The sequence below is a fragment of the Sporosarcina trichiuri genome (genome assembly GCF_030406775.1).
GTDB classification, from domain to species: Bacteria; Bacillota; Bacilli; order Bacillales_A; family Planococcaceae; genus Sporosarcina; species Sporosarcina trichiuri.
In genome coordinates this window covers 2,645,467-2,666,583 of the sequence record NZ_CP129119.1, presented here as the reverse complement: position 1 = coordinate 2,666,583, position 21,117 = coordinate 2,645,467, and the positions used below count along the sequence as shown (strand labels likewise).

At 49.5% G+C, this 21,117-nt stretch carries 34 protein-coding genes; all 34 read right to left on the bottom strand.

The window, feature by feature from the left end:
- The gene (locus tag QWT68_RS13445; RefSeq protein WP_290148635.1) at positions 1–798 is read right to left on the bottom strand and encodes an energy-coupling factor transporter transmembrane component T family protein; all 798 of its coding nucleotides are present in this window, start codon (positions 796–798) and stop codon (positions 1–3) included.
- Positions 795–1,667: an energy-coupling factor ABC transporter ATP-binding protein gene (locus QWT68_RS13440; RefSeq protein WP_040285508.1), complete on the bottom strand. Its 873-nt coding sequence runs from the start codon at positions 1,665–1,667 to the stop codon at positions 795–797. The genes QWT68_RS13445 and QWT68_RS13440 overlap by 4 nt, the downstream gene beginning before the upstream one ends.
- Positions 1,643–2,488, bottom strand: coding sequence for an energy-coupling factor ABC transporter ATP-binding protein (locus QWT68_RS13435; protein WP_040285507.1), 846 nt, complete (start codon positions 2,486–2,488; stop codon positions 1,643–1,645). Before QWT68_RS13435 ends, QWT68_RS13440 begins: the two co-directional genes overlap by 25 nt.
- 270 nt (positions 2,489–2,758) lie before the next feature.
- Positions 2,759–3,139 (bottom strand): 50S ribosomal protein L17, encoded by a 381-nt coding sequence (rplQ, locus tag QWT68_RS13430; protein ID WP_040285506.1) that lies wholly within the window; start codon positions 3,137–3,139, stop codon positions 2,759–2,761.
- A gap of 30 nt (positions 3,140–3,169) precedes the next feature.
- Positions 3,170–4,114, bottom strand: a complete 945-nt coding sequence (locus tag QWT68_RS13425; protein WP_040285505.1) for a DNA-directed RNA polymerase subunit alpha — start codon at positions 4,112–4,114, stop codon at positions 3,170–3,172.
- A gap of 129 nt (positions 4,115–4,243) precedes the next feature.
- The gene (gene rpsK, locus QWT68_RS13420; RefSeq protein ID WP_040285504.1) at positions 4,244–4,633 is read right to left on the bottom strand and encodes a 30S ribosomal protein S11; all 390 of its coding nucleotides are present in this window, start codon (positions 4,631–4,633) and stop codon (positions 4,244–4,246) included.
- Positions 4,634–4,657: 24 nt separating this feature from the next.
- Positions 4,658–5,023, bottom strand: a complete 366-nt coding sequence (rpsM, locus tag QWT68_RS13415) for a 30S ribosomal protein S13 (RefSeq protein ID WP_040285503.1) — start codon at positions 5,021–5,023, stop codon at positions 4,658–4,660.
- Between the two features lie 23 nt (positions 5,024–5,046).
- A complete protein-coding gene (gene rpmJ, locus QWT68_RS13410; RefSeq protein ID WP_076758849.1) occupies positions 5,047–5,160 on the bottom strand; it encodes a 50S ribosomal protein L36 in 114 nt (37 codons plus the stop codon).
- A 40-nt stretch (positions 5,161–5,200) separates the two neighbouring features.
- A complete protein-coding gene (infA, locus tag QWT68_RS13405; protein ID WP_040285502.1) occupies positions 5,201–5,419 on the bottom strand; it encodes a translation initiation factor IF-1 in 219 nt (72 codons plus the stop codon).
- A gap of 419 nt (positions 5,420–5,838) precedes the next feature.
- Positions 5,839–6,492: an adenylate kinase gene (locus tag QWT68_RS13400; protein ID WP_040285501.1), complete on the bottom strand. Its 654-nt coding sequence runs from the start codon at positions 6,490–6,492 to the stop codon at positions 5,839–5,841.
- Between the two features lie 52 nt (positions 6,493–6,544).
- Entirely contained in the window at positions 6,545–7,837 is a 1,293-nt protein-coding gene (secY, locus tag QWT68_RS13395; protein WP_040285500.1) for a preprotein translocase subunit SecY, read from the bottom strand.
- Positions 7,837–8,277, bottom strand: a complete 441-nt coding sequence (gene rplO / locus QWT68_RS13390; RefSeq protein WP_040285499.1) for a 50S ribosomal protein L15 — start codon at positions 8,275–8,277, stop codon at positions 7,837–7,839. The genes secY and rplO overlap by 1 nt, the downstream gene beginning before the upstream one ends.
- 30 nt (positions 8,278–8,307) lie before the next feature.
- Positions 8,308–8,490 (bottom strand): 50S ribosomal protein L30, encoded by a 183-nt coding sequence (gene rpmD / locus QWT68_RS13385; RefSeq protein ID WP_040285498.1) that lies wholly within the window; start codon positions 8,488–8,490, stop codon positions 8,308–8,310.
- A gap of 13 nt (positions 8,491–8,503) precedes the next feature.
- Positions 8,504–9,004 (bottom strand): 30S ribosomal protein S5, encoded by a 501-nt coding sequence (rpsE, locus tag QWT68_RS13380; RefSeq protein ID WP_040285497.1) that lies wholly within the window; start codon positions 9,002–9,004, stop codon positions 8,504–8,506.
- A gap of 22 nt (positions 9,005–9,026) precedes the next feature.
- Positions 9,027–9,389 (bottom strand): 50S ribosomal protein L18, encoded by a 363-nt coding sequence (gene rplR, locus QWT68_RS13375; protein ID WP_040285496.1) that lies wholly within the window; start codon positions 9,387–9,389, stop codon positions 9,027–9,029.
- A gap of 33 nt (positions 9,390–9,422) precedes the next feature.
- Positions 9,423–9,962 (bottom strand): 50S ribosomal protein L6, encoded by a 540-nt coding sequence (rplF, locus tag QWT68_RS13370; protein ID WP_040285495.1) that lies wholly within the window; start codon positions 9,960–9,962, stop codon positions 9,423–9,425.
- Positions 9,963–9,992: 30 nt separating this feature from the next.
- Positions 9,993–10,391, bottom strand: a complete 399-nt coding sequence (rpsH, locus tag QWT68_RS13365) for a 30S ribosomal protein S8 (RefSeq protein ID WP_040285494.1) — start codon at positions 10,389–10,391, stop codon at positions 9,993–9,995.
- A 28-nt stretch (positions 10,392–10,419) separates the two neighbouring features.
- Positions 10,420–10,605 (bottom strand): 30S ribosomal protein S14, encoded by a 186-nt coding sequence (gene rpsN / locus QWT68_RS13360; protein WP_025783851.1) that lies wholly within the window; start codon positions 10,603–10,605, stop codon positions 10,420–10,422.
- Between the two features lie 19 nt (positions 10,606–10,624).
- A complete protein-coding gene (gene rplE, locus QWT68_RS13355; protein ID WP_040285493.1) occupies positions 10,625–11,164 on the bottom strand; it encodes a 50S ribosomal protein L5 in 540 nt (179 codons plus the stop codon).
- A 26-nt stretch (positions 11,165–11,190) separates the two neighbouring features.
- Complete coding sequence (gene rplX / locus QWT68_RS13350; protein ID WP_040285492.1) at positions 11,191–11,550, bottom strand: 50S ribosomal protein L24; 360 nt, start codon at positions 11,548–11,550, stop codon at positions 11,191–11,193.
- A 35-nt stretch (positions 11,551–11,585) separates the two neighbouring features.
- On the bottom strand, positions 11,586–11,954 hold the full coding sequence (rplN, locus tag QWT68_RS13345; RefSeq protein ID WP_040285491.1) for a 50S ribosomal protein L14: 369 nt from the start codon (positions 11,952–11,954) through the stop codon (positions 11,586–11,588).
- A gap of 39 nt (positions 11,955–11,993) precedes the next feature.
- The gene (rpsQ, locus tag QWT68_RS13340) at positions 11,994–12,257 is read right to left on the bottom strand and encodes a 30S ribosomal protein S17 (RefSeq protein WP_040285490.1); all 264 of its coding nucleotides are present in this window, start codon (positions 12,255–12,257) and stop codon (positions 11,994–11,996) included.
- A gap of 17 nt (positions 12,258–12,274) precedes the next feature.
- Positions 12,275–12,475 carry a 50S ribosomal protein L29 gene (gene rpmC / locus QWT68_RS13335; RefSeq protein ID WP_025783856.1) on the bottom strand — a complete coding sequence of 67 codons (201 nt, stop codon included), beginning with the start codon at positions 12,473–12,475 and terminating at the stop codon, positions 12,275–12,277.
- Positions 12,465–12,899, bottom strand: coding sequence for a 50S ribosomal protein L16 (rplP, locus tag QWT68_RS13330; RefSeq protein ID WP_040285489.1), 435 nt, complete (start codon positions 12,897–12,899; stop codon positions 12,465–12,467). Before rplP ends, rpmC begins: the two co-directional genes overlap by 11 nt.
- Before the next feature lie 2 nt (positions 12,900–12,901).
- A complete protein-coding gene (gene rpsC, locus QWT68_RS13325) occupies positions 12,902–13,558 on the bottom strand; it encodes a 30S ribosomal protein S3 (protein ID WP_040285488.1) in 657 nt (218 codons plus the stop codon).
- Between the two features lie 3 nt (positions 13,559–13,561).
- Positions 13,562–13,906, bottom strand: a complete 345-nt coding sequence (gene rplV, locus QWT68_RS13320) for a 50S ribosomal protein L22 (RefSeq protein ID WP_040285487.1) — start codon at positions 13,904–13,906, stop codon at positions 13,562–13,564.
- Positions 13,907–13,925: 19 nt separating this feature from the next.
- On the bottom strand, positions 13,926–14,204 hold the full coding sequence (gene rpsS, locus QWT68_RS13315) for a 30S ribosomal protein S19 (RefSeq protein ID WP_040285486.1): 279 nt from the start codon (positions 14,202–14,204) through the stop codon (positions 13,926–13,928).
- A gap of 60 nt (positions 14,205–14,264) precedes the next feature.
- Complete coding sequence (gene rplB / locus QWT68_RS13310) at positions 14,265–15,095, bottom strand: 50S ribosomal protein L2 (RefSeq protein WP_040285485.1); 831 nt, start codon at positions 15,093–15,095, stop codon at positions 14,265–14,267.
- Between the two features lie 27 nt (positions 15,096–15,122).
- Positions 15,123–15,407, bottom strand: coding sequence for a 50S ribosomal protein L23 (gene rplW, locus QWT68_RS13305; protein WP_040285484.1), 285 nt, complete (start codon positions 15,405–15,407; stop codon positions 15,123–15,125).
- Positions 15,407–16,030: a 50S ribosomal protein L4 gene (gene rplD / locus QWT68_RS13300; protein ID WP_040285483.1), complete on the bottom strand. Its 624-nt coding sequence runs from the start codon at positions 16,028–16,030 to the stop codon at positions 15,407–15,409. Before rplD ends, rplW begins: the two co-directional genes overlap by 1 nt.
- Before the next feature lie 25 nt (positions 16,031–16,055).
- Complete coding sequence (gene rplC, locus QWT68_RS13295; RefSeq protein ID WP_040285482.1) at positions 16,056–16,685, bottom strand: 50S ribosomal protein L3; 630 nt, start codon at positions 16,683–16,685, stop codon at positions 16,056–16,058.
- Positions 16,686–16,731: 46 nt separating this feature from the next.
- Complete coding sequence (gene rpsJ / locus QWT68_RS13290) at positions 16,732–17,040, bottom strand: 30S ribosomal protein S10 (RefSeq protein ID WP_040285481.1); 309 nt, start codon at positions 17,038–17,040, stop codon at positions 16,732–16,734.
- 684 nt (positions 17,041–17,724) lie between these two features.
- Complete coding sequence (gene tuf / locus QWT68_RS13285; protein ID WP_040285480.1) at positions 17,725–18,912, bottom strand: elongation factor Tu; 1,188 nt, start codon at positions 18,910–18,912, stop codon at positions 17,725–17,727.
- Positions 18,913–19,031: 119 nt separating this feature from the next.
- Positions 19,032–21,110, bottom strand: a complete 2,079-nt coding sequence (gene fusA, locus QWT68_RS13280) for an elongation factor G (RefSeq protein ID WP_040285479.1) — start codon at positions 21,108–21,110, stop codon at positions 19,032–19,034.
- Positions 21,111–21,117 lie beyond the last annotated feature (7 nt).

Below are 21,117 nucleotides of genomic sequence, written 5' to 3'. Positions count from 1 at the left end.
TCATGCTCTGAAATACACCAATACGGCGCATAGCAGGGCAAAAACGATCATGACGGCCGTATCGCCTGCCTGCCAGTGCAGTTTGCGGAACCGGGTGCGTCCTTCGCCACCACGGTACCCTCTTACTTCCATCGCCACCGCCAGGTCCTCCGCCCGCTTGAATGCACTGACGAACAGGGGCACGAGGAGCGGGATGACAGCTTTGATGCGCTGCTGGATGGTTCCCGAACTGATATCCGAGCCCCGGGCGAGCTGCGCTTTCAGGATCTTGTCTGTTTCGTCCATCAAGGTCGGGATGAACCGGAGGGCGATCGACATCATCATGGCGAGCTCATGGACAGGCAGTTTTACGGCTTTCAGCGGATTCAGCAGTGTCTCCACCCCATCCGTGATGGAGATCGGTGACGTCGTCAGTGTCAGCACGGTCGTCATCAGGACGAGAATCAGGAACCTCAGCGATATGTAGATCCCCTGCCGCAGCCCCTCTTCGTAGATCTTGATGAATTTCCACTCGACCAGGACAGCCCCTTCCCTTGTCAGAAACAGGTGCATGAACAGAGTGAACACCACAAGGAACAGAATCGGCTTCAGCCCGCCGAGCAGGAAGGGCAGGCGGATCTTTGAGACTGCAATCACCAGCATCGTGAAGACCAGCAGGATGGCATACGTCACTGTGTTGTTCGCCAGGAACACCGCTACGATGAACAGGAAGACGAAGACCAGCTTGGAACGGGGATCCAGCCGATGGGTGAAGGAGTTGCCCGGCAGATATCGGCCGAAGATCATTTTCTGCATCATCGGGAATCACCTGATTTCCGCGCCCGCTGTGCGATCAGTTCGGCCAGTCTCTCTTCCGTCAGCGCCTTCGCGGGCAGCGGTTCGCCGATCAGCCGTTCGAAATCCTGCTGGAATCGGACGGTCCGGGGCAATTCCAGCCGGAAGGTCTCCAGCCGCTGCCTATTTGTCAGGACATCCGCGGGCGTCCCGGTCAGCACAGCATGTCCTTCATGCATGACAATGACATGCTCTGCATAGCGTGCGGCATCTTCCATGCTGTGGGTGACGAGGATGGTCGTCAGCCCCTCCTCCCGGTGGAATCTCTCGAACAGCGCCATGATTTCGCGGCGCCCTTGCGGATCGAGACCCGCTGTCGGCTCGTCCAGGATGAGCACGGACGGCTTGAACGCCAGCACGCCCGCAATCGCCACCCGTCTCATCTGGCCGCCCGACAATTCGAACGGGGATTTGTCAGCCACATCTGCAGGCAGACCGAGCAGTTCGATCAGCTCCAAAGCCCGCGTCCGTGCTTCTTCCTCCGGCATGCCGAAGTTGAGCGGACCGAACATGATATCTTTCAGGACCGTTTCCTCGAACAGCTGATGTTCGGGAAATTGGAACACGATGCCGACGTTCCGGCGCACGTCACGCAGCGTCTTCCCTTTCGTCTCGGCTGTGATGAGCGTATCCCCGACACGGACAGTCCCTTCCGTCGGTTTCAGCAGCCCGTTCAAGTGCAGCAGCAGTGTCGACTTGCCCGATCCTGTATGGCCGATCACCGCAGTATAGGAACCGGATGGAATCGACAGATCGATTCCGTGCAATGCCTTCTTCTCGAATGGCGTGCCGGGGGAATAGGCGAAATTCACTTGCTGAAATGAGATGTCCATAACTCGTTCACCAACTCTTCTTCTGACATATAGTCGCCGGCAAGCGGGAGTCCGGCCTTCCGAAGCAGCACGGACATGCGCAGTGCAAACGGCAGATCGAGCCCGTGGGCCTGCAGCTTGGCTCCTTCTTCAAAAACTTCTTCAGGCGTACCCGTGTCGACGAGACGGCCGCCGTTCATGACGAGCACACGGTCCGCGAGCAGCACTTCCTCCAGGTCATGTGTGATGGAGATGACCGTGAGTCCCGACGTTTTACGGAGTTCCGTGATAAGATCGATCACTTCCTGACGTCCCTGCGGATCCAGCATGGACGTCGCCTCATCGAGGATCAGGATATCGGGCTCCATGGCGAGGGCACCGGCAATCGCCACCCGCTGTTTCTGGCCGCCCGACAGATGATGCGGTTCGTGCAGATGATACTCGGACATGCCGACTTGCGCGAGCGCCTCTTTGACCCGCGTTTGCATAGCCTCATACGGCACACCGTTGTTCTCCAGGGCGAATGCCACATCATCCTGGACCGTTGCGCCGACGAATTGGTTATCGGGGTTCTGGAAGACGACGCCGAGGCGCGAGCGGACGTCCCAGAGATTCTGTTCATTCAGCGGCTCCAGAAACACATTGACGGTTCCGGATGCTGGGAACAGCAGGCCGATCATCAGTTTCGCCAGCGTCGATTTGCCCGAGCCGTTATGTCCGACAATCGAGACCCACTCACCCTCCCGGATCGAGAACGACACGTCCCGGACCGCTTGTACAAAGACATCCTCTTCGGTTTCGTAGGCATATGAAACAGCATCCAGGGACAGCACTTCCCGCATGGCGGCCCGCCTCGCTTTCTGTTATGTATGGTAAGTAGCTTGAAAATTCAATAATGGATTTCCGATAAATAAAAAAAGCGCGCATCTCATCCGAAGAATGCGCAGCAAAATGGGTCGATGCCGGGTGCTCACGCCGACATCGCGGATGAGATGCGTAGAGCTAGACCGATCAGGAAACCTGTCGATCGTAACACTCAGCTTTTCATATTGTCGTATAAATCAGTATGTGGAAAGAGGGTGTGGCTGTCGCGAGTCACACCCCCAAGTTTGTTACACGAGTTCGATGATAACGACAGGTGCTCCGTCGCCGCGGCGCGGTCCCATCTTCATGATGCGTGTATAGCCGCCCTGACGCTCTGCATAGCGCGGTGCCACATCATCAAATAGCTTCTGGATCGCAAACGTCTTCGTTTCCTTGCCTTCTTCATCTTCCCCAAGAATAACTTCCCGGCGGATGAATTCAGCAACCTGACGACGTGCGTGCAGGTCTCCCCGCTTACCAAGAGTGATCATTTTTTCAACAACTGAACGAAGCTCTTTCGCACGTGCTTCTGTTGTCTGGATGCGTTCGTGGATGATCAGGTCTGTTGCAAGATCCCGGAGCATCGCTTTACGCTGTGAACTTGTGCGTCCAAGTTTTCTGTAACCCATAGAAGATTCCCTCCTTCATCTGATTCTGCGTCAATCTTCAGAGCGTAACCCAAGATTCAGCTCGTCTAACTTCAGCTTTACTTCTTCAAGTGATTTGCGGCCAAGATTGCGCACTTTCATCATCTCGTCTTCGGACTTGTTTGCAAGCTCCATGACGGTGTTGATGCCTGCACGTTTCAGGCAGTTGTAAGAACGAACCGAAAGATCGAGTTCTTCAATCGTCATTTCCAGAACTTTTTCCTTTTGGTCTTCTTCTTTTTCCACCATGATCTCTGCAGTTTGTGCTTCGTCTGTCATGCCGACAAAGATATTTAAATGTTCCGTCAGGATTTTCGCTCCGAGCGAAACAGATTCTTTAGGACCGATACTGCCATCTGTCCAAACATCCAATGTCAGTTTGTCAAAGTTCGTACTTTGACCGACACGTGTATTCTCCACTTGGAAGTTCACACGGGACACTGGTGTGTAGATCGAGTCAATCGGAATCACGCCGATCGCCAGGTCATCACGTTTGTTATGATCAGAAGGTGCATAGCCTCTTCCGCGCGACGCATACATCCGCATACGCAGGTGGCCATTCTTGCCAAGTGTTGCAATATGAAGATCCGGATTCAGCACTTCCACATCACTGTCGTGTGTGATGTCGGCAGCGGTGACCGTTCCTTCGCCTTTCACGTCAATCTCGATGACTTTCTCGTCATCCGAATAGATTTTCAGTGCCAACTGCTTCACGTTGAGAATAATAGTGGCTACATCCTCGACAATGCCTTCTACAGTTGAAAACTCATGAAGGACACCATCGATCTGAATCGATGTTACGGCTGCTCCAGGCAGAGAAGACAGCAGGACGCGGCGCAAGGAATTCCCTAATGTATTCCCGTATCCCCGTTCCAGCGGTTCAATAACAAACTTACCGAACCTTGAATCTTCTGCGACCATAACGGTTTCAATCTTCGGTTTCTCAATCTCGATCATTCATGTACCCTCCTTCAAAACGTCTGTGTGGCCGTTCCGCATTGAAATCGATTAGTAGACGGCAAAATGCAATCGCACAATTCATTCTTACCAAAAATTGTGATTCTCAATCAATTGGAATAGAAACCATTATACACGACGACGTTTTGGAGGACGGCATCCGTTGTGCGGAACAGGCGTTACGTCACGGATCGCTGTTACTTCAAGACCAGCTGCCTGCAATGAACGGATTGCTGCTTCACGTCCTGCACCAGGTCCTTTTACAGTAACTTCCAACGTTTTCAAACCGTGTTCCATAGAAGCTTTTGCAGCAGTTTCTGCAGCCATCTGAGCCGCAAAAGGAGTCGATTTACGGGATCCGCGGAAACCGAGTGCACCGGCGCTTGACCAAGAAAGTGCGTTTCCGTGAGTATCCGTGATCGTTACGATTGTATTGTTGAATGTTGAACGGATATGTGCAATTCCGGATTCAATATTCTTTTTTACACGACGCTTACGTGTTTGTTGTTTACGTGCCATGTTCGAAAAACCCTCCTTTACCTATTATTTCTTTTTGTTAGCGACTGTCCGTTTAGGACCTTTGCGTGTACGTGCGTTGTTCTTCGTGTTCTGTCCGCGTACAGGCAGACCGCGACGGTGGCGGATTCCACGGAAGCTTCCGATTTCCATCAGGCGCTTGATGTTCAATGAAGTCTCACGGCGAAGGTCACCTTCGACTTTCATAGAATCCAGTTGTTCACGGATTTTGTCGAGTTCAGCATCAGTCAGATCGCGAACGCGTGTATCTTCAGATACGCCTGCAGCTGCGAGGACTTTCTGTGCTGTCGTCTTGCCAACTCCGAAGATGTAAGTCAATGAAATTACAACGCGCTTATCGCGCGGTACGTCTACACCAGCAATACGTGCCATATAAGTTGCGCACCTCCTTTAAATTATCCTTGACGTTGTTTGTGCTTAGGATTTTCACAGATTACCATTACTCGGCCGCGTCTGCGAATAACTTTGCATTTTTCGCAGATCGGTTTTACAGATGGCCTTACTTTCATCTTACCCAACCTCCTTCATTAGTCCGGAGTTGCAAAAGTTTTATTTGAAACGGTACGTGATTCGACCGCGTGTCAAGTCATACGGTGACAATTCGATTGTCACTCTGTCGCCTGGCAGAATACGGATGAAGTGCATACGGATTTTACCGGATACATGTGCAAGCACTGTATGTCCGTTTTCCAGTTCCACTTTGAACATCGCATTCGGCAGCGTGTCGACAACAGTACCTTCAATTTCAATTACGTCATCTTTCGCCATCAGCTCAGTCTCCCTTCTATATCCAATAAAGGCCCTCACCTTCAAGCGCCATCAGTCGCTCTACAAGCTCCTTCAACATATGTCCGGTATGCGCGAGTGATGTTCGAAAAGACGCAAATCACAATTCATGCCGATTAGCCGATCCCGAACTAGTGACTGGAACTTCAAATCGGTTCGCACATGACCACAGTCTGGCATCCGGCCTGCTGATGTAAATCAGCGAAGCGGCACACCACAACACATTATACTCGAAAAAGCAAGGAAATGCATGCATGGAGTATTGAGCCTTCAACTGTCGACTGATCCCGATTTCCAGCTGAGCATCAACTGCTTTTGCAGCCCACTCTGATCAAATGATCTTTCCGTACAGCAGGACGCTGCCGGACGAGATGCCCTGACGTCTGCCTGCTTCGGAATGCTTAGAGGACGTGTGCGGTCAGCACAGCATCCACGTCGCGGAATACGTCATCGATGTCCTGTTGACCATTGATGTTCGTCAGCACACCTTTTTCGTCATAGAACGACAGAAGCGGTGCCGACTGTTTCATATTTACTTCCAGACGGTTTGTAACAGTTTCCGGATTATCGTCAGCCCGCTGATAAAGTTCGCCGCCGTCTTTGTCACACACGCCTTCCACCTTAGGCGGGTTGAATTCGAGGTGATACGACGCACCGCAGACTTTGCAGATCCGACGTCCTGTCAAACGGGCAACCAGCAGGTCCTTGTCGACTTCGATATTCAATACGGGGTCGATTTTCCGGTTCATCCCAGCCATGATGCCGTCAAGCGCTTCCGCCTGGGCAACTGTGCGGGGAAAACCGTCCAACAGAAAACCGTTATCGCAGTCAGGCTTGCGAAGCCGCTCGCTGACAATACCAATCGTCACTTCATCAGGAACGAGAGCGCCCTGGTCCATATACGATTTGGCTTTGACTCCAAGTTCCGTGCCTTCTTGAATGGCAGCACGGAACATATCGCCTGTAGAAATATGAGGGATCCCGTACTTTTCGACAATTTTATCTGCCTGAGTTCCTTTACCGGCACCCGGCAGACCCATTAATACGATATTCATACGTCGTGCCCTCCGTTGGTATCCATCAGGAAAGGGACCTTTCCGTATGGAGTTATTTCATGAATCCTCGGTAATGCCGTTTCACGAGCTGGGATTCGAGCTGTTTCATCGTTTCGAGGGCAACCCCGACAACGATCAGAAGGCTCGTACCGCCGATCTGGGCAGATTGAGGAAGATTTGCGATTTTGATGATGATAATCGGCAGAACCGCGACAGCAGCAAGGAAGATCGAACCGACAAATGTCAGACGATACAGCGTGCTTGTCAAGTAGTCCTGAGTGTTCTGACCCGGGCGGATTCCTGGGATATACGCCCCTTGCTTCTTCAGGTTGTCTGCCACATTCTCAGGATTGACCTGGACAAATGCGTAGAAATACGTGAAGGCGATGATCAGACCGATATAGAGTGCCATACCGACAGGATGCGAGTAGTTCAATACTCTCGAAATCGCTGCCATGGTATTGTTATCGCTGAAAAACGTACCCAGCAGCTGCGGTGTTGTGAAGAACGCGACCGCGAAGATGACCGGGATGACCCCTGCAGCGTTCAGTTTCAGCGGAAGGTGCGTCTGCTGCCCGGCAGAAGTCTGCTGGCGGCCAGTGACACGCTTCGCGTACTGAATCGGAATCTTCCGGAGCGCTTCCTGGAAGTAGATGACGCCGACTGTGATTGCAATGACAGCGATCAGCAGCAGGACCATCGTCGCGATGCGGATGAACAATGCATCACCAGCGTCCTGGATCTGGGATACATACAACTGGTTGACGGCATTCGGGATTGCAGCAACGATACCGGCGAAGATGATGATGGAAATTCCATTCCCTACGCCTTTCGCTGTAATCTGCTCACCGAGCCAGAGAAGGAAAGCAGTTCCTGCTGTCAGTACAAGAGCGATGACGATATATGTCGAAATGCCGTTGTCTGCAACAAGCGTCCCTTGAAACATCTGGTTGAATCCGAACGACATTGCAATCGCCTGGATGAACGCAAGAACCATGGTGAAGTAGCGGGTGAACTGTGCAAGTTTACGACGTCCGACGTCTCCTTGTTTCGCCCACTCGGCAAACTTCGGCACAACATCCATCTGCAGGAGCTGCATGATGATCGATGCTGTGATATACGGCATGATTCCCATGGCAAAAATGGAGAACTTCGAAAGTGCTCCCCCGCCAAAGATGTTCAAGAATCCGATGAACTGGTTACTCGATTGCTGAAGCGCAGTCGCGTCCACGTTCGGAACAGTGATGAACGTCCCGATACGGAACACGATGAGCAATAGCAGTGTGAAAAGTATTTTAGACCGTATCTCTTTCACTTTCATGAAGTTGGAGATTGTCTGAAACATTAAACCACCTCGACTTGCCCGCCCGCTTTCTCAATCGCTTCTTTCGCAGAAGCAGAGAATTTGTGAGCTCTGACTGTAATCTTCTTCTCAAGAGTCCCATTGCCAAGAATCTTAATACCAGATTTTTCTTTGCTCACGATCCCTGTTTCAATCAACAGTTCAGGTGTTACTTCTGTGCCTTCGTCGAAACGATTCAATGTATCGATGTTGACGATTGCGTATTCTTTACGGTTGATGTTCGTGAATCCGCGTTTCGGCAGACGCTGGAAGAGTGGAAGCTGTCCACCTTCGAATCCAAGACGCACACCGCCGCCTGAACGTGAGTTCTGACCGTCATGACCTCTACCGGATGTTTTACCATTCCCTGATGCCATACCACGACCAACGCGGTTGCGTTTTTTACGAGAGCCTTCTGCAGGTTTCATTTCGTGTAATTTCATCTTCGGCACCTCCTTGTTCAAAAATACGAATTATTGTTCGCTGACAGTTACCAAATGGCTGACTTTGTTGATCATGCCGCGGATTGCAACATTATCCTGATGCTCAACTGTTTGGTTCATCTTGCGAAGTCCAAGAGCCTCTACTGTTTTACGTTGTGCTGGCTTAGCGCCAATCACGCTTTTTGTAAGGGTGATTTCAAGTTTGTTCGCCATTGTGTTTCCCCCCTTAACCTAACAGTTCTTCTACGGATTTACCACGCAGCTGCGCTACATCTTCAGCACGCTTCAAGTTCGTCAATCCTTCGATCGTTGCACGGACCATGTTGATCGGTGTGTTAGAACCAAGAGATTTTGAAAGGATATCCGTGATTCCTGCAAGTTCAAGTACCGCACGGACAGGTCCGCCGGCGATAACTCCTGTACCAGGTGCAGCCGGTTTGATGAGAATCTGGCCTGCTCCGAAGCGTCCGATGATCTCGTGAGGCGTTGTGCCTTTGACCATTGGTACTTCAACAAGGTTTTTCTTCGCATCTTCGATTGCTTTACGGATTGCATCAGGAACTTCCTGTGCTTTTCCTGTACCGAAACCGACGCGACCGTTCTTATCACCAACGACGACCAAAGCAGTAAAACGGAAACGACGTCCGCCTTTTACGACTTTCGCTACACGGTTGATGGTAACTACGCGCTCTTCGAATTCACTTTTGTTTTGTTCATTACGACGCATGGAATATGTCCCTCCTTCTTAATTAAAATTCAAGTCCATTTTCGCGTGCAGCGTCAGCAAGTGCTTTTACGCGGCCGTGGTATAGGTAACCGCCACGGTCAAATACGACAGCTTTCAGGTTCTTTTCCAAACCTTTTTTCGCAATCAGTTCGCCGACTTTGCTAGCAGCGTCTGCGTTGGAAGAAGAATCCGCTGAGAATTCTTTGTCCATTGTAGATGCACTCGCAAGAGTTACGCCGTTTGCATCATCGATCAGCTGTGCATAGATATGTTTGTTGGAACGGTATACATTCAAGCGCGGACGCTCAGCAGTACCGTTGATCTTTGTACGGACACGCGCGTGCCGTTTTTTACGGACAACGTTCTTGTCTTGTTTTGTGATCACTCAAGGTCACTCCTTCCGAATGCCTATGGGGCATTATTTACCTGTTTTACCTTCTTTGCGGCGTACAACTTCGCCTTCGTACTTAATACCTTTACCTTTGTAAGGCTCTGGCGGACGCACTTTGCGGATGTTGGAAGCAAGTGCACCGACGCGCTCTTTGTTAATGCCGCGCACGATGACTTTCGTGTTCGCAGGCACTTCCACTTCAAGGCCTTCTTCAGGTGTGAACTCGACTGGCTGTGAGTAGCCGACGTTCAAGATCAGTTTCTTACCTTGCATCTGGGCACGATACCCGACACCGACCAGTTCAAGCGAGCGCTCGAAACCAGCAGATACACCAGTGATCATGTTCGCAAGAAGCGAACGTGTCGTACCGTGCATCGAACGGTGTTCTTTCGATTCAGTCGGACGTGTCAATGTGATGACATTGCCTTCCTGCTCGATTTTCATATCTTTGTTCAAATGATTTGTAAGTTCGCCTTTCGGTCCTTTAACTGTAACGAAGTTATTCTCATCGATCGTAACTGTTACGTTTTCAGGCACCTCAATCGGACGTTTACCAATACGGGACATTTATGTGCACCTCCATTCTTATGTTACTGATTACCAAACGTAAGCGACGACTTCTCCGCCAACTTGTTTAGCACGCGCTTCTTTATCTGTCAAAACACCGTTGGAAGTTGAAACGAGGGCAATACCCAGTCCGTTCAACACTTTCGGCACCTCATTGGATTTAGCATAGACACGAAGACCAGGCTTTGAAATACGCTTGAGTCCAGTGATTACGCGTTCTTCATTCTTGCCATATTTCAAGAAGATGCGGATGATCCCTTGTTTGTTATCTTCCACGTATTCAACGTCGCGGATGAAACCTTCACGTTTGAGGATTTCTGCGATCTCTTTTTTAAGGTTTGAAGCAGGTACTTCAAGCTTCTCGTGGCGAACCATGTTCGCGTTACGGATGCGAGTAAGCATATCTGCGATCGGATCACTCATTGTCATTACATTAACCTCCTTCCCAGAATGGGGTTTACCAGCTTGCTTTTTTGACGCCAGGAATTTGTCCTTTGTATGCGAGTTCGCGGAAACAAATACGGCAAAGTTTGAACTTCCGATATACCGAGTGCGGACGACCACAGCGTTCACAGCGTGTATATTCTTGAACTTGGAACTTTGGCGTACGTTTCTGTTTTGCGATCATTGATTTTTTAGCCACGTTTTCGCCTCCCTTATGTTTACTTTTGGAACGGCATGCCGCACTGCTTGAGCAACTCGTGAGCTTCTTCATCCGAGTTGGCAGTCGTAACGATGACGATATCCATTCCGCGTACTTTAGACACTTTATCAAAGTCGATTTCCGGGAAGATGAGCTGTTCTTTTACGCCCAATGTGTAGTTGCCGCGTCCGTCGAACGATTTATTCGAGACACCGCGGAAGTCACGTACACGTGGCAATGATACAGCAATCAGCTTATCCAGGAATTCATACATGCGTTCTCCGCGCAATGTAACTTTCGTTCCGATCGGCATTCCTTCACGAAGACGGAAACCTGCGATTGACTTCTTCGCTTTGGTTACGACTGGTTTCTGACCAGAAATAGTTGCCAGGTCTTCTACAGCAGCGTCAAGCGCTTTTGTATTTTGAACCGCGTCACCAACACCCATGTTGATAACGATCTTTTCAACTTTAGGTACTTGCATAACAGATGTATAGTTAAACTTGCTCATCAGAGCAGGAGTAATTTCGCTTTTGTACTTCTCTTTTAATCGGCTCATTCAGAAGAACCTCCCTTCTTAGAGAGTTATTTTTTGAGTTCTTTTTTGCTTAGCTGGTCGATCACTTCTCCGGACTTCTTCGCAACACGGTACTTGTAGCGGAAAGTTTTGTCGCCTTCCGTTTTTTCCTCATACTTGTAACCGATACGAGTTGGCTCTCCGGATTTCGGGTCAACGAGCATGACGTTTGATACGTGGATTGCCGCTTCCTGGCTTACGATACCGCCCTGTGGGTTCACTTGGTTCGGTTTCGTATGCTTTTTAACGATGTTCACGCCCTCAACGAGGATTCGCTCTTTGTTCGGGAATACGGAAAGGATGACGCCTGTCTTCCCTTTGTCTTTCCCGGAAATCACTTTTACTTTATCGCCTTTTTTAATGTGCATTCTGTCGCACCTCCTTGATTGGCAATGCTCTATTATTAAAGTACTTCTGGAGCAAGGGAAACGATTTTCATGAAGTTGTTATCGCGGAGTTCACGAGCAACTGGTCCGAAAATACGAGTTCCGCGAGGGCTCTTATCATCACGGATGATGACACAAGCATTCTCGTCGAATGTGATGTATGATCCGTCTTTACGGCGCATACCGCTCTTAGTACGAACGATAACCGCTTTTACGACTTCACCCTTCTTAACAACGCCACCTGGTGTTGCTTTCTTAACGGTAACAACGACGATATCGCCGATGTTAGCAGTCTTACGGCCTGAACCGCCAAGAACTTTAATTGTCAGCACTTCACGTGCGCCAGAGTTATCTGCGACTTTCATGCGGGATTCCTGTTGAATCAATTTGGTTACCTCCCCTCGGATGCTAGGTTCCGAACGTTATTAGATGATGACCGCTTTCTCGATGATTTCAACGAGACGGAAACGTTTTGTTGCGGACAATGGACGAGTTTCCATGATACGGACCACATCGCCGATCTTCGCTTCGTTCAGCTCATCATGTGCTTTGTATTTCTTCGAGTATTTTACACGCTTGCCATACAAAGAATGCTTTTTGTGAGTCTCTACCATTACCGTTACTGTCTTATCCATTTTGTCGGAAACGACACGGCCTGTGTATACTTTGCGCTGGTTACGCTCAGTCATGGGTGCAACCTCCTTCATCAGTTATTTGCACTGATTTCTCTTTGACGTATTACAGTTTTCATGCGCGCAATCGATTTGCGTACTTCACGGATGCGTGCAGTGTTTTCTAATTGTCCTGTCGCTAACTGGAAGCGAAGGTTGAAAAGCTCTTCTTTCAGTGATTTCACTTTTTGCTCGATCTCTGCAGTTGTCAAGTCACGGATTTCATTAGCTTTCATTAGATTCACCACCAATTTCTTCACGTTTTACAAACTTACTTTTTACAGGAAGTTTGTGCGCTGCCAGGCGGAGTGCTTCACGTGCGACCTCTTCAGAGACGCCAGCGATTTCGAACATCACCCGGCCGGGTTTTACAACTGCTACCCATCCTTCTACAGCACCTTTACCAGAACCCATCCGGACTTCCAGAGGCTTCTTTGTATAAGATTTGTGAGGGAAGATGTTGATCCATACTTTACCGCCACGTTTCATGTAACGTGTCATTGCGATACGTGCTGATTCGATCTGACGGTTTGTGATCCATGCAGCATCAAGGGACTGAAGGCCATACTCACCGAAATTAACCGTTGCGCCGCCTTTAGTCTGTCCGCGCATTTTGCCGCGAAATACACGACGATGTTTTACTCGCTTTGGTACTAACATGATTATTTGCCTCCTTCCTCAGAGTTCTTCTTCACTGGAAGGACTTCTCCCCGATAGATCCATACTTTAACGCCGAGTTTGCCGTATGTTGTATCAGCTTCAGCATGTGCATAGTCGATATCTGCACGAAGTGTATGAAGCGGGACAGTTCCTTCGCTATAGTGTTCTGCACGCGCGATGTCAGCTCCGCCAAGACGTCCGGATACTTGAGTTTTGATACCCTTCGCTCCAGAACGGATTGTGCGTTGAATTGCCTGCTTTTGTGCGCGGCGGAATGATGCACGGCTTTCCAATTGACGGGCGATCGACTCTGCAACGAGTTTCGCGTCAAGGTCAGCGCGCTTGATTTCTACGATGTTGATGTGTACACGCTTGCCGGAGATTTCGTTAAGCTGTTTACGAAGTGCTTCGACTTCAGTACCACCTTTACCGATAACCATACCAGGCTTAGCTGTGTGGATTGTGATGTTGACACGTTTCGCTGCGCGTTCGATTTCCACTTTGGAAACTGATGCGTCAACCAGACGCTTTTCGATGTATTTGCGGATTTTCAGGTCTTCGTGCAAGAGAGTCGCATAGTCTTTTTCTGCGTACCATTTCGAATCCCAGTCACGAATAATACCGACCCGCAGACCATTAGGATGTACTTTTTGACCCACGAATTATCCCTCCTTCTTTTCAGATACCACTACTGTGATGTGGCTTGTGCGTTTGTTGATTGCGCTCGCACGGCCTTGTGCACGCGGACGGAAACGTTTCATTGTCGGACCTTCGTCAACGAATACTTCACTGACAATCAGGTTCTCAAGATCCATTTCAAAGTTGTGCTCAGCGTTAGCGATAGCTGAATTCAATACTTTTTCCACGACTGGAGATGCCGCTTTTGGCGTCAAACGCAGAATAGCGACCGCTTCACCGATTTTCTTGCCCCGGATAAGATCAACGACTAATCGTACTTTACGAGGAGCAATGCGGACTGTGCGGACAGATGCTTTAGCTTGTTGCATCAGAATTTCCTCCTCTCAATTAGCGTTTCGTTTTCTTGTCGTCAGCACCGTGACCTTTATAAGTGCGGGTAGGTGCGAATTCACCCAATTTGTGGCCGACCATGTCTTCAGTGATGTAGACAGGTACGTGTTTGCGTCCGTCGTAAACAGCGATTGTCAATCCGATGAAGGAAGGGAATACTGTTGAACGGCGTGACCAAGTCTTGATGACTTGTTTCTTCTGTGCATCTTTTTGAGCATCGACCTTCTTCAGCAGATGATCGTCTGCGAAAGGTCCTTTTTTCAAGCTGCGGCCCATTTTGTTACCTCCCTTTGTGTTTGTACTACGGTCCAGTCATTGAACCGCAGTGCAATCACATTATTTTTTGCGGCGACGAACGATGAGTTTGTCGGATTTGTTACGCTTCGAGCGTGTCTTGTAACCAAGAGCAGGCTTGCCCCAAGGTGTAACTGGGCTTGGACGGCCGATCGGCGTACGTCCTTCACCACCACCATGCGGGTGATCGTTCGGGTTCATGACAGATCCGCGGACAGTCGGGCGTTTGCCCATCCAGCGTGAACGTCCTGCTTTACCGATGTTGATGAGTTCGTGCTGCTCGTTGCCGACTTGGCCGATTGTTGCGCGGCAAGCTGCAAGGATCATACGGACTTCACCAGATTGCAGACGGATGATGACATATTTGCCTTCACGTCCGAGCAATTGTGCGGATGTACCAGCGGAACGGACAAGCTGTCCGCCTTTGCCAGGCTTCATCTCGATGTTGTGGATTGTTGAACCCATTGGGATGTTTTCCAATGGAAGAGTGTTACCTACGCGGATGTCCGCATCAGGTCCTGACATGACAGTCATGTCCACTTTCAATCCTTTTGGAGCTAGGATGTAACGTTTTTCCCCATCCGCATAGTTGATCAATGCGATGTTGGCAGAACGGTTCGGATCATATTCGATCGTAGCAACGCGTCCTGGTATGCCATCTTTCCGGCGCTGGAAGTCGATGACACGGTATTGGCGCTTGTGACCGCCACCTTGGTGACGAACTGTAATCCTACCTTGGTTGTTACGTCCGCCTTTACGCTTGATCGGCTCAAGCAATGATTTTTCCGGCTTGCTTGCTGTGATTTCAGCAAAATCCGAAGTCGTCATGTTACGGCGTCCGTTGGAGGTAGGTTTGTATTTCTTAATCGCCATTGGTATTCCCTCCTTCGTTTATTGTGATCAGATGTCGAAGAGTTCGATATCTTTAGAGTCAGCAGTCAATGTAACAATCGCTTTGCGGCGCTTGTTTGTGTAGCCTGCATGTTTACCCATACGCTTGAATTTACCTTTGTAATTCTGGACATTCACTTTTTCCACTGTTACTCCGAAGATTTCTTCGACTGCTTGTTTGATGTGCGTTTTGTTTGCACGAGTGTCGACTTCGAATGTGTACTTGTTGAACTCCATCGCTTCAGAAGATCGCTCGGTAATGACCGGACGCTTCAATACATCACGTGCTTCCATTAACCAAGCACCTCCTCGATTTTTTTAACAGCGTCTTTTGTGATGACGAGCTGATCATGTGCAGCCAAGTCAAGCACGCTGATGCCGTTTGCAGTCACAACGCTGATTCCGGGGATGTTACGAGCAGACAATGCTACGTTCTCATCAAGGTCAGCAGTGACGAACAATGCTTTTTTGCCGATTGAAAGATCAGCAAGCACTTTTGTGAATTCCTTTGTCTTCGGTGCATCGAAAGTCAAACCTTCCAATACGACCAGTTCCTCTTCACGCACTTTGCTGGACAAAGCGGAACGAAGGGCAAGACGACGGACTTTTTTAGGCAGTTTGTAGCTGTAGCTGCGTGGTGTCGGTCCGAAGACGATACCGCCTCCGCGCCATTGCGGGGATCGGATCGAGCCTTGACGGGCACGGCCAGTACCTTTCTGGCGCCACGGCTTGCGGCCGCCGCCTGCTACTTCTGCACGTGTTTTTACTTTGTGGTTCCCTTGGCGCATTGCTGCACGCTGCTGAACCAATGCTTCGAATAGGACTGCCTGGTTTGGCTCAATTCCGAATATGGAGTCGTTCAGTTCGATTTCGCCTGCTGCAGATCCAGTTTGATTCACTACGGATACTTTTGGCATTAGTGTTTCCTCCTTCCTTCGTTAATTAGTTCCCTTTGATTGCGCTTTTCACGATGACAAGTGATTTCTTAGCGCCTGGAACGTTACCTTTTACAAGCAGCAAGTTGCGTTCTGTATCAACCCGCACGACTTCAAGGTTTTGGATAGTAACGGTTTTGCCGCCTGTACGACCCGGCATTTTCTTCCCTTTGAATACGCGCTGTGCGTCAACAGATCCGATTGAACCTGGTGCGCGGTGATGGCGTGAACCGTGGCTCATAGGCCCGCGTGAGAATCCGTGACGTTTGATAACACCTTGGAACCCTTTACCTTTAGATACTCCTGTAATGTCGATGACATCGCCTTCTGCGAATGTATCAACTTTGACTTCCTGACCAACTTCGTACTCAGCTGCATCGATTCCGCGAATTTCGCGAATGAAGCGCTTAGGTGCCGTTTCAGCTTTTGCAACATGTCCCATAGCTGGTTTGTTGGAAAGCTTTTCACGTTTGTCCTCGAATCCGAGCTGGATTGCTTCGTAGCCGTCTGTTTCGTCTGTCTTCTTCTGAAGAACAACGTTTGGAGCAGCCGCAATTACAGTTACGGGGATCAAGTCGCCGTTTTCAGCAAATACTTGCGTCATACCGACTTTTCTTCCTAAGATTCCTTTGGTCATTTGTCACACCTCCTGAATGTTTTAGTTATAGTATTATTGTTTGCCATTAGAGTTTGATTTCAATGTCTACGCCAGACGGTAAGTCAAGCTTCATCAAAGCGTCGACAGTTTGTGGTGTCGGATTGACGATATCGATCAGACGTTTGTGCGTACGCATTTCGAACTGCTCACGTGAGTCCTTGTATTTGTGGACCGCACGAAGAACTGTGTAGACCGAACGCTCTGTCGGCAATGGAATCGGACCTGATACACTAGCTCCTGAACGCTTTGCAGTTTCAACGATCTTCTCAGCCGATTGATCAAGCACACGGTGGTCATACGCTTTCAAACGGATACGAATCTTTTGTTTTGCCATTATTTTCCCTCCCTCTCGCCTATTTTCTAGACATTCTCCACGGAAATTTTCCCACACACATGCCATGGCAAAGCGGCCGGGTGTGTCGGTAACCTCCCGCTTCATCGCAGTCAAAGACCAACACTAAACATTATACACATAAAAAAAGAATGTCGCAATAGGTTTAGCGATATTCTTTAACAACTTTTATAGTATAGAACGAAATGGCATGAGATGCAATTGTTATGTTGCTGTGCAGAGCGGTGTGAGTTGTATTTTATCAGATTTGAGGAGGGATGTTTGTGCTGTGGGGATTGCTTTCGGAGGTGGTCGTGTGATTTTTGACAGAGCGCTTGGCTGGCTACCAGATTGTTTGAGCGTTTGTCCTGGTTGCTTGAGCGTTTCTTGCAGATACCTGAGCGTTTCCCATACTCACTTGAGCGTTTCTCTGGTTGCTTGAGCGTTCCTTCTTCTGCTTGAGCGTTTGTCCTAGTTGCATGAGCGTTTCTCAGGCTGCTTGAGTGTATCCTCTAGTTGTTTGAGCGTATCCCCTGCCCGCTTGAGTGTTCCTCACGGCTGCTTGGGCGGCTTAGGGATGGTAGGTCTGGTTCTATGCGCGTAGCGCTGATCGGCAGCCGTTACATGCTTGCTGAGCAAGCAGGCATAGAAAAAAGCCCGTCGGCGCCGACGGGCTTTTCAAGGTGATTACTTTTCGATAGAAGCTACAACGCCAGCGCCGACAGTACGGCCGCCTTCACGGATTGAGAACTTAGTTCCTTCTTCAATCGCGATTGGAGAGATCAGTTCGATCGTCATTTCAACGTTGTCGCCAGGCATAACCATTTCTACGCCTTCTGGAAGTGTGATGATTCCAGTTACGTCAGTTGTACGGAAGTAGAACTGCGGGCGGTAGTTCGAGAAGAATGGAGTGTGACGTCCGCCTTCTTCTTTTGACAAAACGTATACTTCAGATTTGAAGTTAGTGTGCGGTGTGATTGAACCCGGCTTTGCAAGTACTTGTCCGCGTTCGATATCTTCACGAGCTACCCCGCGAAGAAGTGCCCCGATGTTGTCGCCAGCTTCTGCATAGTCAAGAAGCTTACGGAACATTTCAACACCTGTAACAGTTGTTGATTTTGGTTCGTCAGCCAATCCGATGATGTCAACAGTGTCGCCGACTTTAACTTGTCCACGCTCAACACGGCCAGTTGCTACTGTACCACGGCCAGTGATCGAGAATACGTCCTCGACAGGCATCATGAATGGCTTGTCAGTATCGCGCTCTGGAGTTGGGATATACTCGTCAACTGCGTCCATAAGTTCAACGATCTTCTCTTCCCACTCTTCTTCGCCTTCAAGTGCTTTAAGAGCAGAACCTTTGATAACTGGAAGGTCATCGCCAGGGAAGTCATATTCAGAAAGAAGATCACGGATCTCCATTTCTACGAGTTCAAGAAGTTCTTCGTCGTCCACCATGTCACATTTGTTCATGAACACTACCAAGTAAGGTACGCCTACTTGACGTGAAAGAAGGATGTGCTCACGTGTTTGCGGCATTGGGCCGTCAGCTGCAGATACAACCAAGATTCCGCCGTCCATTTGAGCAGCGCCTGTGATCATGTTCTTAACATAGTCGGCGTGTCCTGGGCAGTCTACGTGTGCGTAGTGGCGAGTTGCTGTTTCATACTCGATGTGTGAAGTATTGATTGTGATACCGCGCTCTTTTTCTTCAGGTGCGTTATCAACGTCAGCGTAAGAACGTGCTTCACCGCCGCCTTTTTTTGCAAGAACTGTTGCAATTGCAGCAGTCAAAGTTGTTTTACCATGGTCAACGTGGCCGATTGTACCGACGTTAGCATGCGTTTTGGACCGATCGAATTTTTCTTTAGCCATTTTGGAGTTCCTCCTCTAAATTGAGTGTGATTTTAGTTTTATAGATATGGACCGGAGCCGTATGACTCCGGAATCATAACTTACAAAGTAGTTATACTTGAATCGGAGACGAATTTCAATTATTCGCCTTTATTCTTTTTGATAACATCTTCTGCAATGGATTTCGGCACTTCTTCGTAGTGGTCGAATACCATCGAGAATACACCGCGTCCCTGGGTGTTCGAGCGGAGTGCTGTCGCATAACCGAACATTTCCGCAAGTGGAACCATTGCACGGACGACTTGTGCGTTACCGCGTGCTTCCATACCTTCTACGCGGCCGCGGCGTGAAGTGATGTCACCCATGATGTCTCCCATATATTCTTCAGGGATGATGACTTCGACTTTCATCGTCGGCTCGAGAAGTACTGGTTTACACTTGTTGACAGCGTTTTTCAAGGCCATGGATGCAGCGACTTTGAAGGCCATTTCGTTGGAGTCGACGTCATGGTACGAACCATCGAAGAGACGGGCCTTGATGTCGATCAGCGGGTAGCCTGCGAGTACACCGTTAGCCAGTGAGTCGCGTACGCCTGCCTCGATTGCCGGGATGTATTCACGAGGAACGACACCACCGACGATCGCGTTCTTGAATTCGAATCCTGCACCTTCTTCGTTCGGTTCGAACTCGATCCAAACGTGACCGTATTGTCCGCGTCCGCCTGACTGACGTACGAATTTACCTTCGACCTCAGCGCCTTGACGGAATGTTTCACGGTACGATACTTGAGGAGCACCAACATTCGCTTCCACTTTGAATTCGCGCTTCAAGCGGTCAACGATGATGTCGAGGTGGAGCTCACCCATTCCGGCGATGATGACTTCACCAGTTTCCTGGTCAGTGTGTGCACGGAATGTCGGGTCTTCTTCCTGCAGCTTGCCAAGCGCCTGACCCATTTTGTCTTGGTCGGCCTTTGTTTTCGGCTCGATCGCAACAGAGATAACCGGTTCAGGGAATTCCATGGACTCAAGGATGACTGGAGCTTTGTCGTCACAAAGCGTATCGCCTGTCCCTGTGTCTTTCAGTCCGACTGCAGCAGCGATTTCGCCGGCATGGACTTCTGAAATCTCTTCACGGTGGTTTGCGTGCATTTGCAGGATACGTCCTACACGCTCACGCTTGTCCTTCGTCGAGTTCTTGATGTACGAACCGGATTGCAGGACGCCTGAGTAGACACGGAAGAATGTCAGTTTACCGACGTAAGGGTCAGTCATGACTTTGAACGCAAGCGCAGAGAATGGAGCATCGTCGCTGGCTTTACGCTCTTCTTCTTCTTCTGTTTCAGGGTTGATCCCCATCATTGGAGGAAGATCGGTAGGAGCCGGCAGGTAGTCGATGACTGCATCCAATACGAGCTGGACCCCTTTGTTTTTGAATGCTGTACCGCAAACGACCGGGTAGAATTCTACAGCCAGTGTCGCTTTACGGATAGCCGCTTTCAGTTCTTCAACTGTCAGCTCTTCGCCGCCCAGATATTTTTCCATGAGGTTTTCGTCGAAGTCTACGATCGCTTCCACTAAACTTTCACGGGCTTTTTCAGCATCTGCACGGTATTCTTCCGGAATTTCACCGACTTCTACGTTCATGCCAGTGTCATCAGGATAGAAGTTCGCTTTCATTTCAACCAGGTCGATGATCGCTTCGAAAGCATCCTCTGCACCGATCGGCATTTGGATCGGGTGAGCATTTGCCTGAAGACGGTCATGGAGTGTTCCTACAGAGTACATGAAGTCTGCACCTGTTTTGTCCATCTTGTTGACGAATACGATACGAGGCACGCCGTAAGTCGTTGCCTGGCGCCATACTGTTTCAGTCTGCGGTTCAACACCGGACTGTGCGTCAAGGACCGTTACAGCACCATCGAGTACACGGAGTGAACGTTCAACTTCAACTGTGAAGTCTACGTGTCCCGGTGTATCAATGATGTTTACGCGGTGACCTTTCCAGCTTGCTGTTGTCGCAGCCGATGTGATCGTGATTCCGCGTTCCTGTTCCTGCTCCATCCAGTCCATCTGTGATGCACCTTCGTGCGTTTCACCGATTTTGTGGATTCGGCCTGTGTAATAAAGGATCCGCTCAGTCGTTGTTGTTTTACCAGCATCGATGTGAGCCATGATACCAATGTTACGAGTATTCTCTAAGGAGAACTCTCTACCCATTTTGTAT

Excerpts from the sequence above, each read along its gene's own strand:
- rplV (WP_040285487.1), bottom strand. The coding sequence starts at position 13,906 with ATGCAACAAGCTAAAGCATCTGTCCGCACAGTCCGCATTGCTCCTCGT.
- rplW (WP_040285484.1), bottom strand. The coding sequence starts at position 15,407 with ATGGAAGCACGTGATGTATTGAAGCGTCCGGTCATTACCGAGCGATCT.
- rpsE (WP_040285497.1), bottom strand. The coding sequence starts at position 9,004 with ATGCGTCGTAATGAACAAAACAAAAGTGAATTCGAAGAGCGCGTAGTT.
- rpsM (WP_040285503.1), bottom strand. The coding sequence starts at position 5,023 with ATGGCACGTATTGCTGGTGTAGACGTACCGCGCGATAAGCGCGTTGTA.
- rpsH (WP_040285494.1), bottom strand. The coding sequence starts at position 10,391 with ATGACAATGAGTGATCCGATCGCAGATATGCTTACTCGCATCCGTAAC.
- rplQ (WP_040285506.1), bottom strand. The coding sequence starts at position 3,139 with ATGGGTTACAGAAAACTTGGACGCACAAGTTCACAGCGTAAAGCGATG.
- rpsQ (WP_040285490.1), bottom strand. The coding sequence starts at position 12,257 with ATGACTGAGCGTAACCAGCGCAAAGTATACACAGGCCGTGTCGTTTCC.
- rpsK (WP_040285504.1), bottom strand. The coding sequence starts at position 4,633 with ATGGCACGTAAACAACAAACACGTAAGCGTCGTGTAAAAAAGAATATT.
- QWT68_RS13400 (WP_040285501.1), bottom strand. The coding sequence starts at position 6,492 with ATGAATATCGTATTAATGGGTCTGCCGGGTGCCGGTAAAGGAACTCAG.
- rpmD (WP_040285498.1), bottom strand. The coding sequence starts at position 8,490 with ATGGCGAACAAACTTGAAATCACCCTTACAAAAAGCGTGATTGGCGCT.
- rplB (WP_040285485.1), bottom strand. The coding sequence starts at position 15,095 with ATGGCGATTAAGAAATACAAACCTACCTCCAACGGACGCCGTAACATG.
- rplP (WP_040285489.1), bottom strand. The coding sequence starts at position 12,899 with ATGTTAGTACCAAAGCGAGTAAAACATCGTCGTGTATTTCGCGGCAAA.
- infA (WP_040285502.1), bottom strand. The coding sequence starts at position 5,419 with ATGGCGAAAGATGACGTAATTGAAATTGAAGGTACTGTTGTCGACACG.
- QWT68_RS13435 (WP_040285507.1), bottom strand. The coding sequence starts at position 2,488 with ATGCGGGAAGTGCTGTCCCTGGATGCTGTTTCATATGCCTACGAAACC.
- QWT68_RS13425 (WP_040285505.1), bottom strand. The coding sequence starts at position 4,114 with ATGATCGAGATTGAGAAACCGAAGATTGAAACCGTTATGGTCGCAGAA.
- rpmJ (WP_076758849.1), bottom strand. The coding sequence starts at position 5,160 with ATGAAAGTAAGGCCATCTGTAAAACCGATCTGCGAAAAATGCAAAGTT.
- rplD (WP_040285483.1), bottom strand. The coding sequence starts at position 16,030 with ATGCCAAAAGTATCCGTAGTGAATCAAACTGGATCTGCAGCAGGCGAA.
- secY (WP_040285500.1), bottom strand. The coding sequence starts at position 7,837 with ATGTTTCAGACAATCTCCAACTTCATGAAAGTGAAAGAGATACGGTCT.
- rpsS (WP_040285486.1), bottom strand. The coding sequence starts at position 14,204 with ATGGGCCGCAGCTTGAAAAAAGGACCTTTCGCAGACGATCATCTGCTG.
- rplF (WP_040285495.1), bottom strand. The coding sequence starts at position 9,962 with ATGTCCCGTATTGGTAAACGTCCGATTGAGGTGCCTGAAAACGTAACA.
- QWT68_RS13445 (WP_290148635.1), bottom strand. The coding sequence starts at position 798 with ATGATGCAGAAAATGATCTTCGGCCGATATCTGCCGGGCAACTCCTTC.
- fusA (WP_040285479.1), bottom strand. The coding sequence starts at position 21,110 with ATGGGTAGAGAGTTCTCCTTAGAGAATACTCGTAACATTGGTATCATG.
- rplX (WP_040285492.1), bottom strand. The coding sequence starts at position 11,550 with ATGCACATTAAAAAAGGCGATAAAGTAAAAGTGATTTCCGGGAAAGAC.
- rpmC (WP_025783856.1), bottom strand. The coding sequence starts at position 12,475 with ATGAAAGCTAATGAAATCCGTGACTTGACAACTGCAGAGATCGAGCAA.
- rpsJ (WP_040285481.1), bottom strand. The coding sequence starts at position 17,040 with ATGGCAAAACAAAAGATTCGTATCCGTTTGAAAGCGTATGACCACCGT.
- rplE (WP_040285493.1), bottom strand. The coding sequence starts at position 11,164 with ATGAGCCGATTAAAAGAGAAGTACAAAAGCGAAATTACTCCTGCTCTG.
- QWT68_RS13440 (WP_040285508.1), bottom strand. The coding sequence starts at position 1,667 with ATGGACATCTCATTTCAGCAAGTGAATTTCGCCTATTCCCCCGGCACG.
- rplO (WP_040285499.1), bottom strand. The coding sequence starts at position 8,277 with ATGAAATTACACGAAATGAAACCTGCAGAAGGCTCTCGTAAAAAACGC.
- rplC (WP_040285482.1), bottom strand. The coding sequence starts at position 16,685 with ATGACCAAAGGAATCTTAGGAAGAAAAGTCGGTATGACGCAAGTATTT.
- tuf (WP_040285480.1), bottom strand. The coding sequence starts at position 18,912 with ATGGCTAAAGAAAAATTCGATCGGTCCAAAACGCATGCTAACGTCGGT.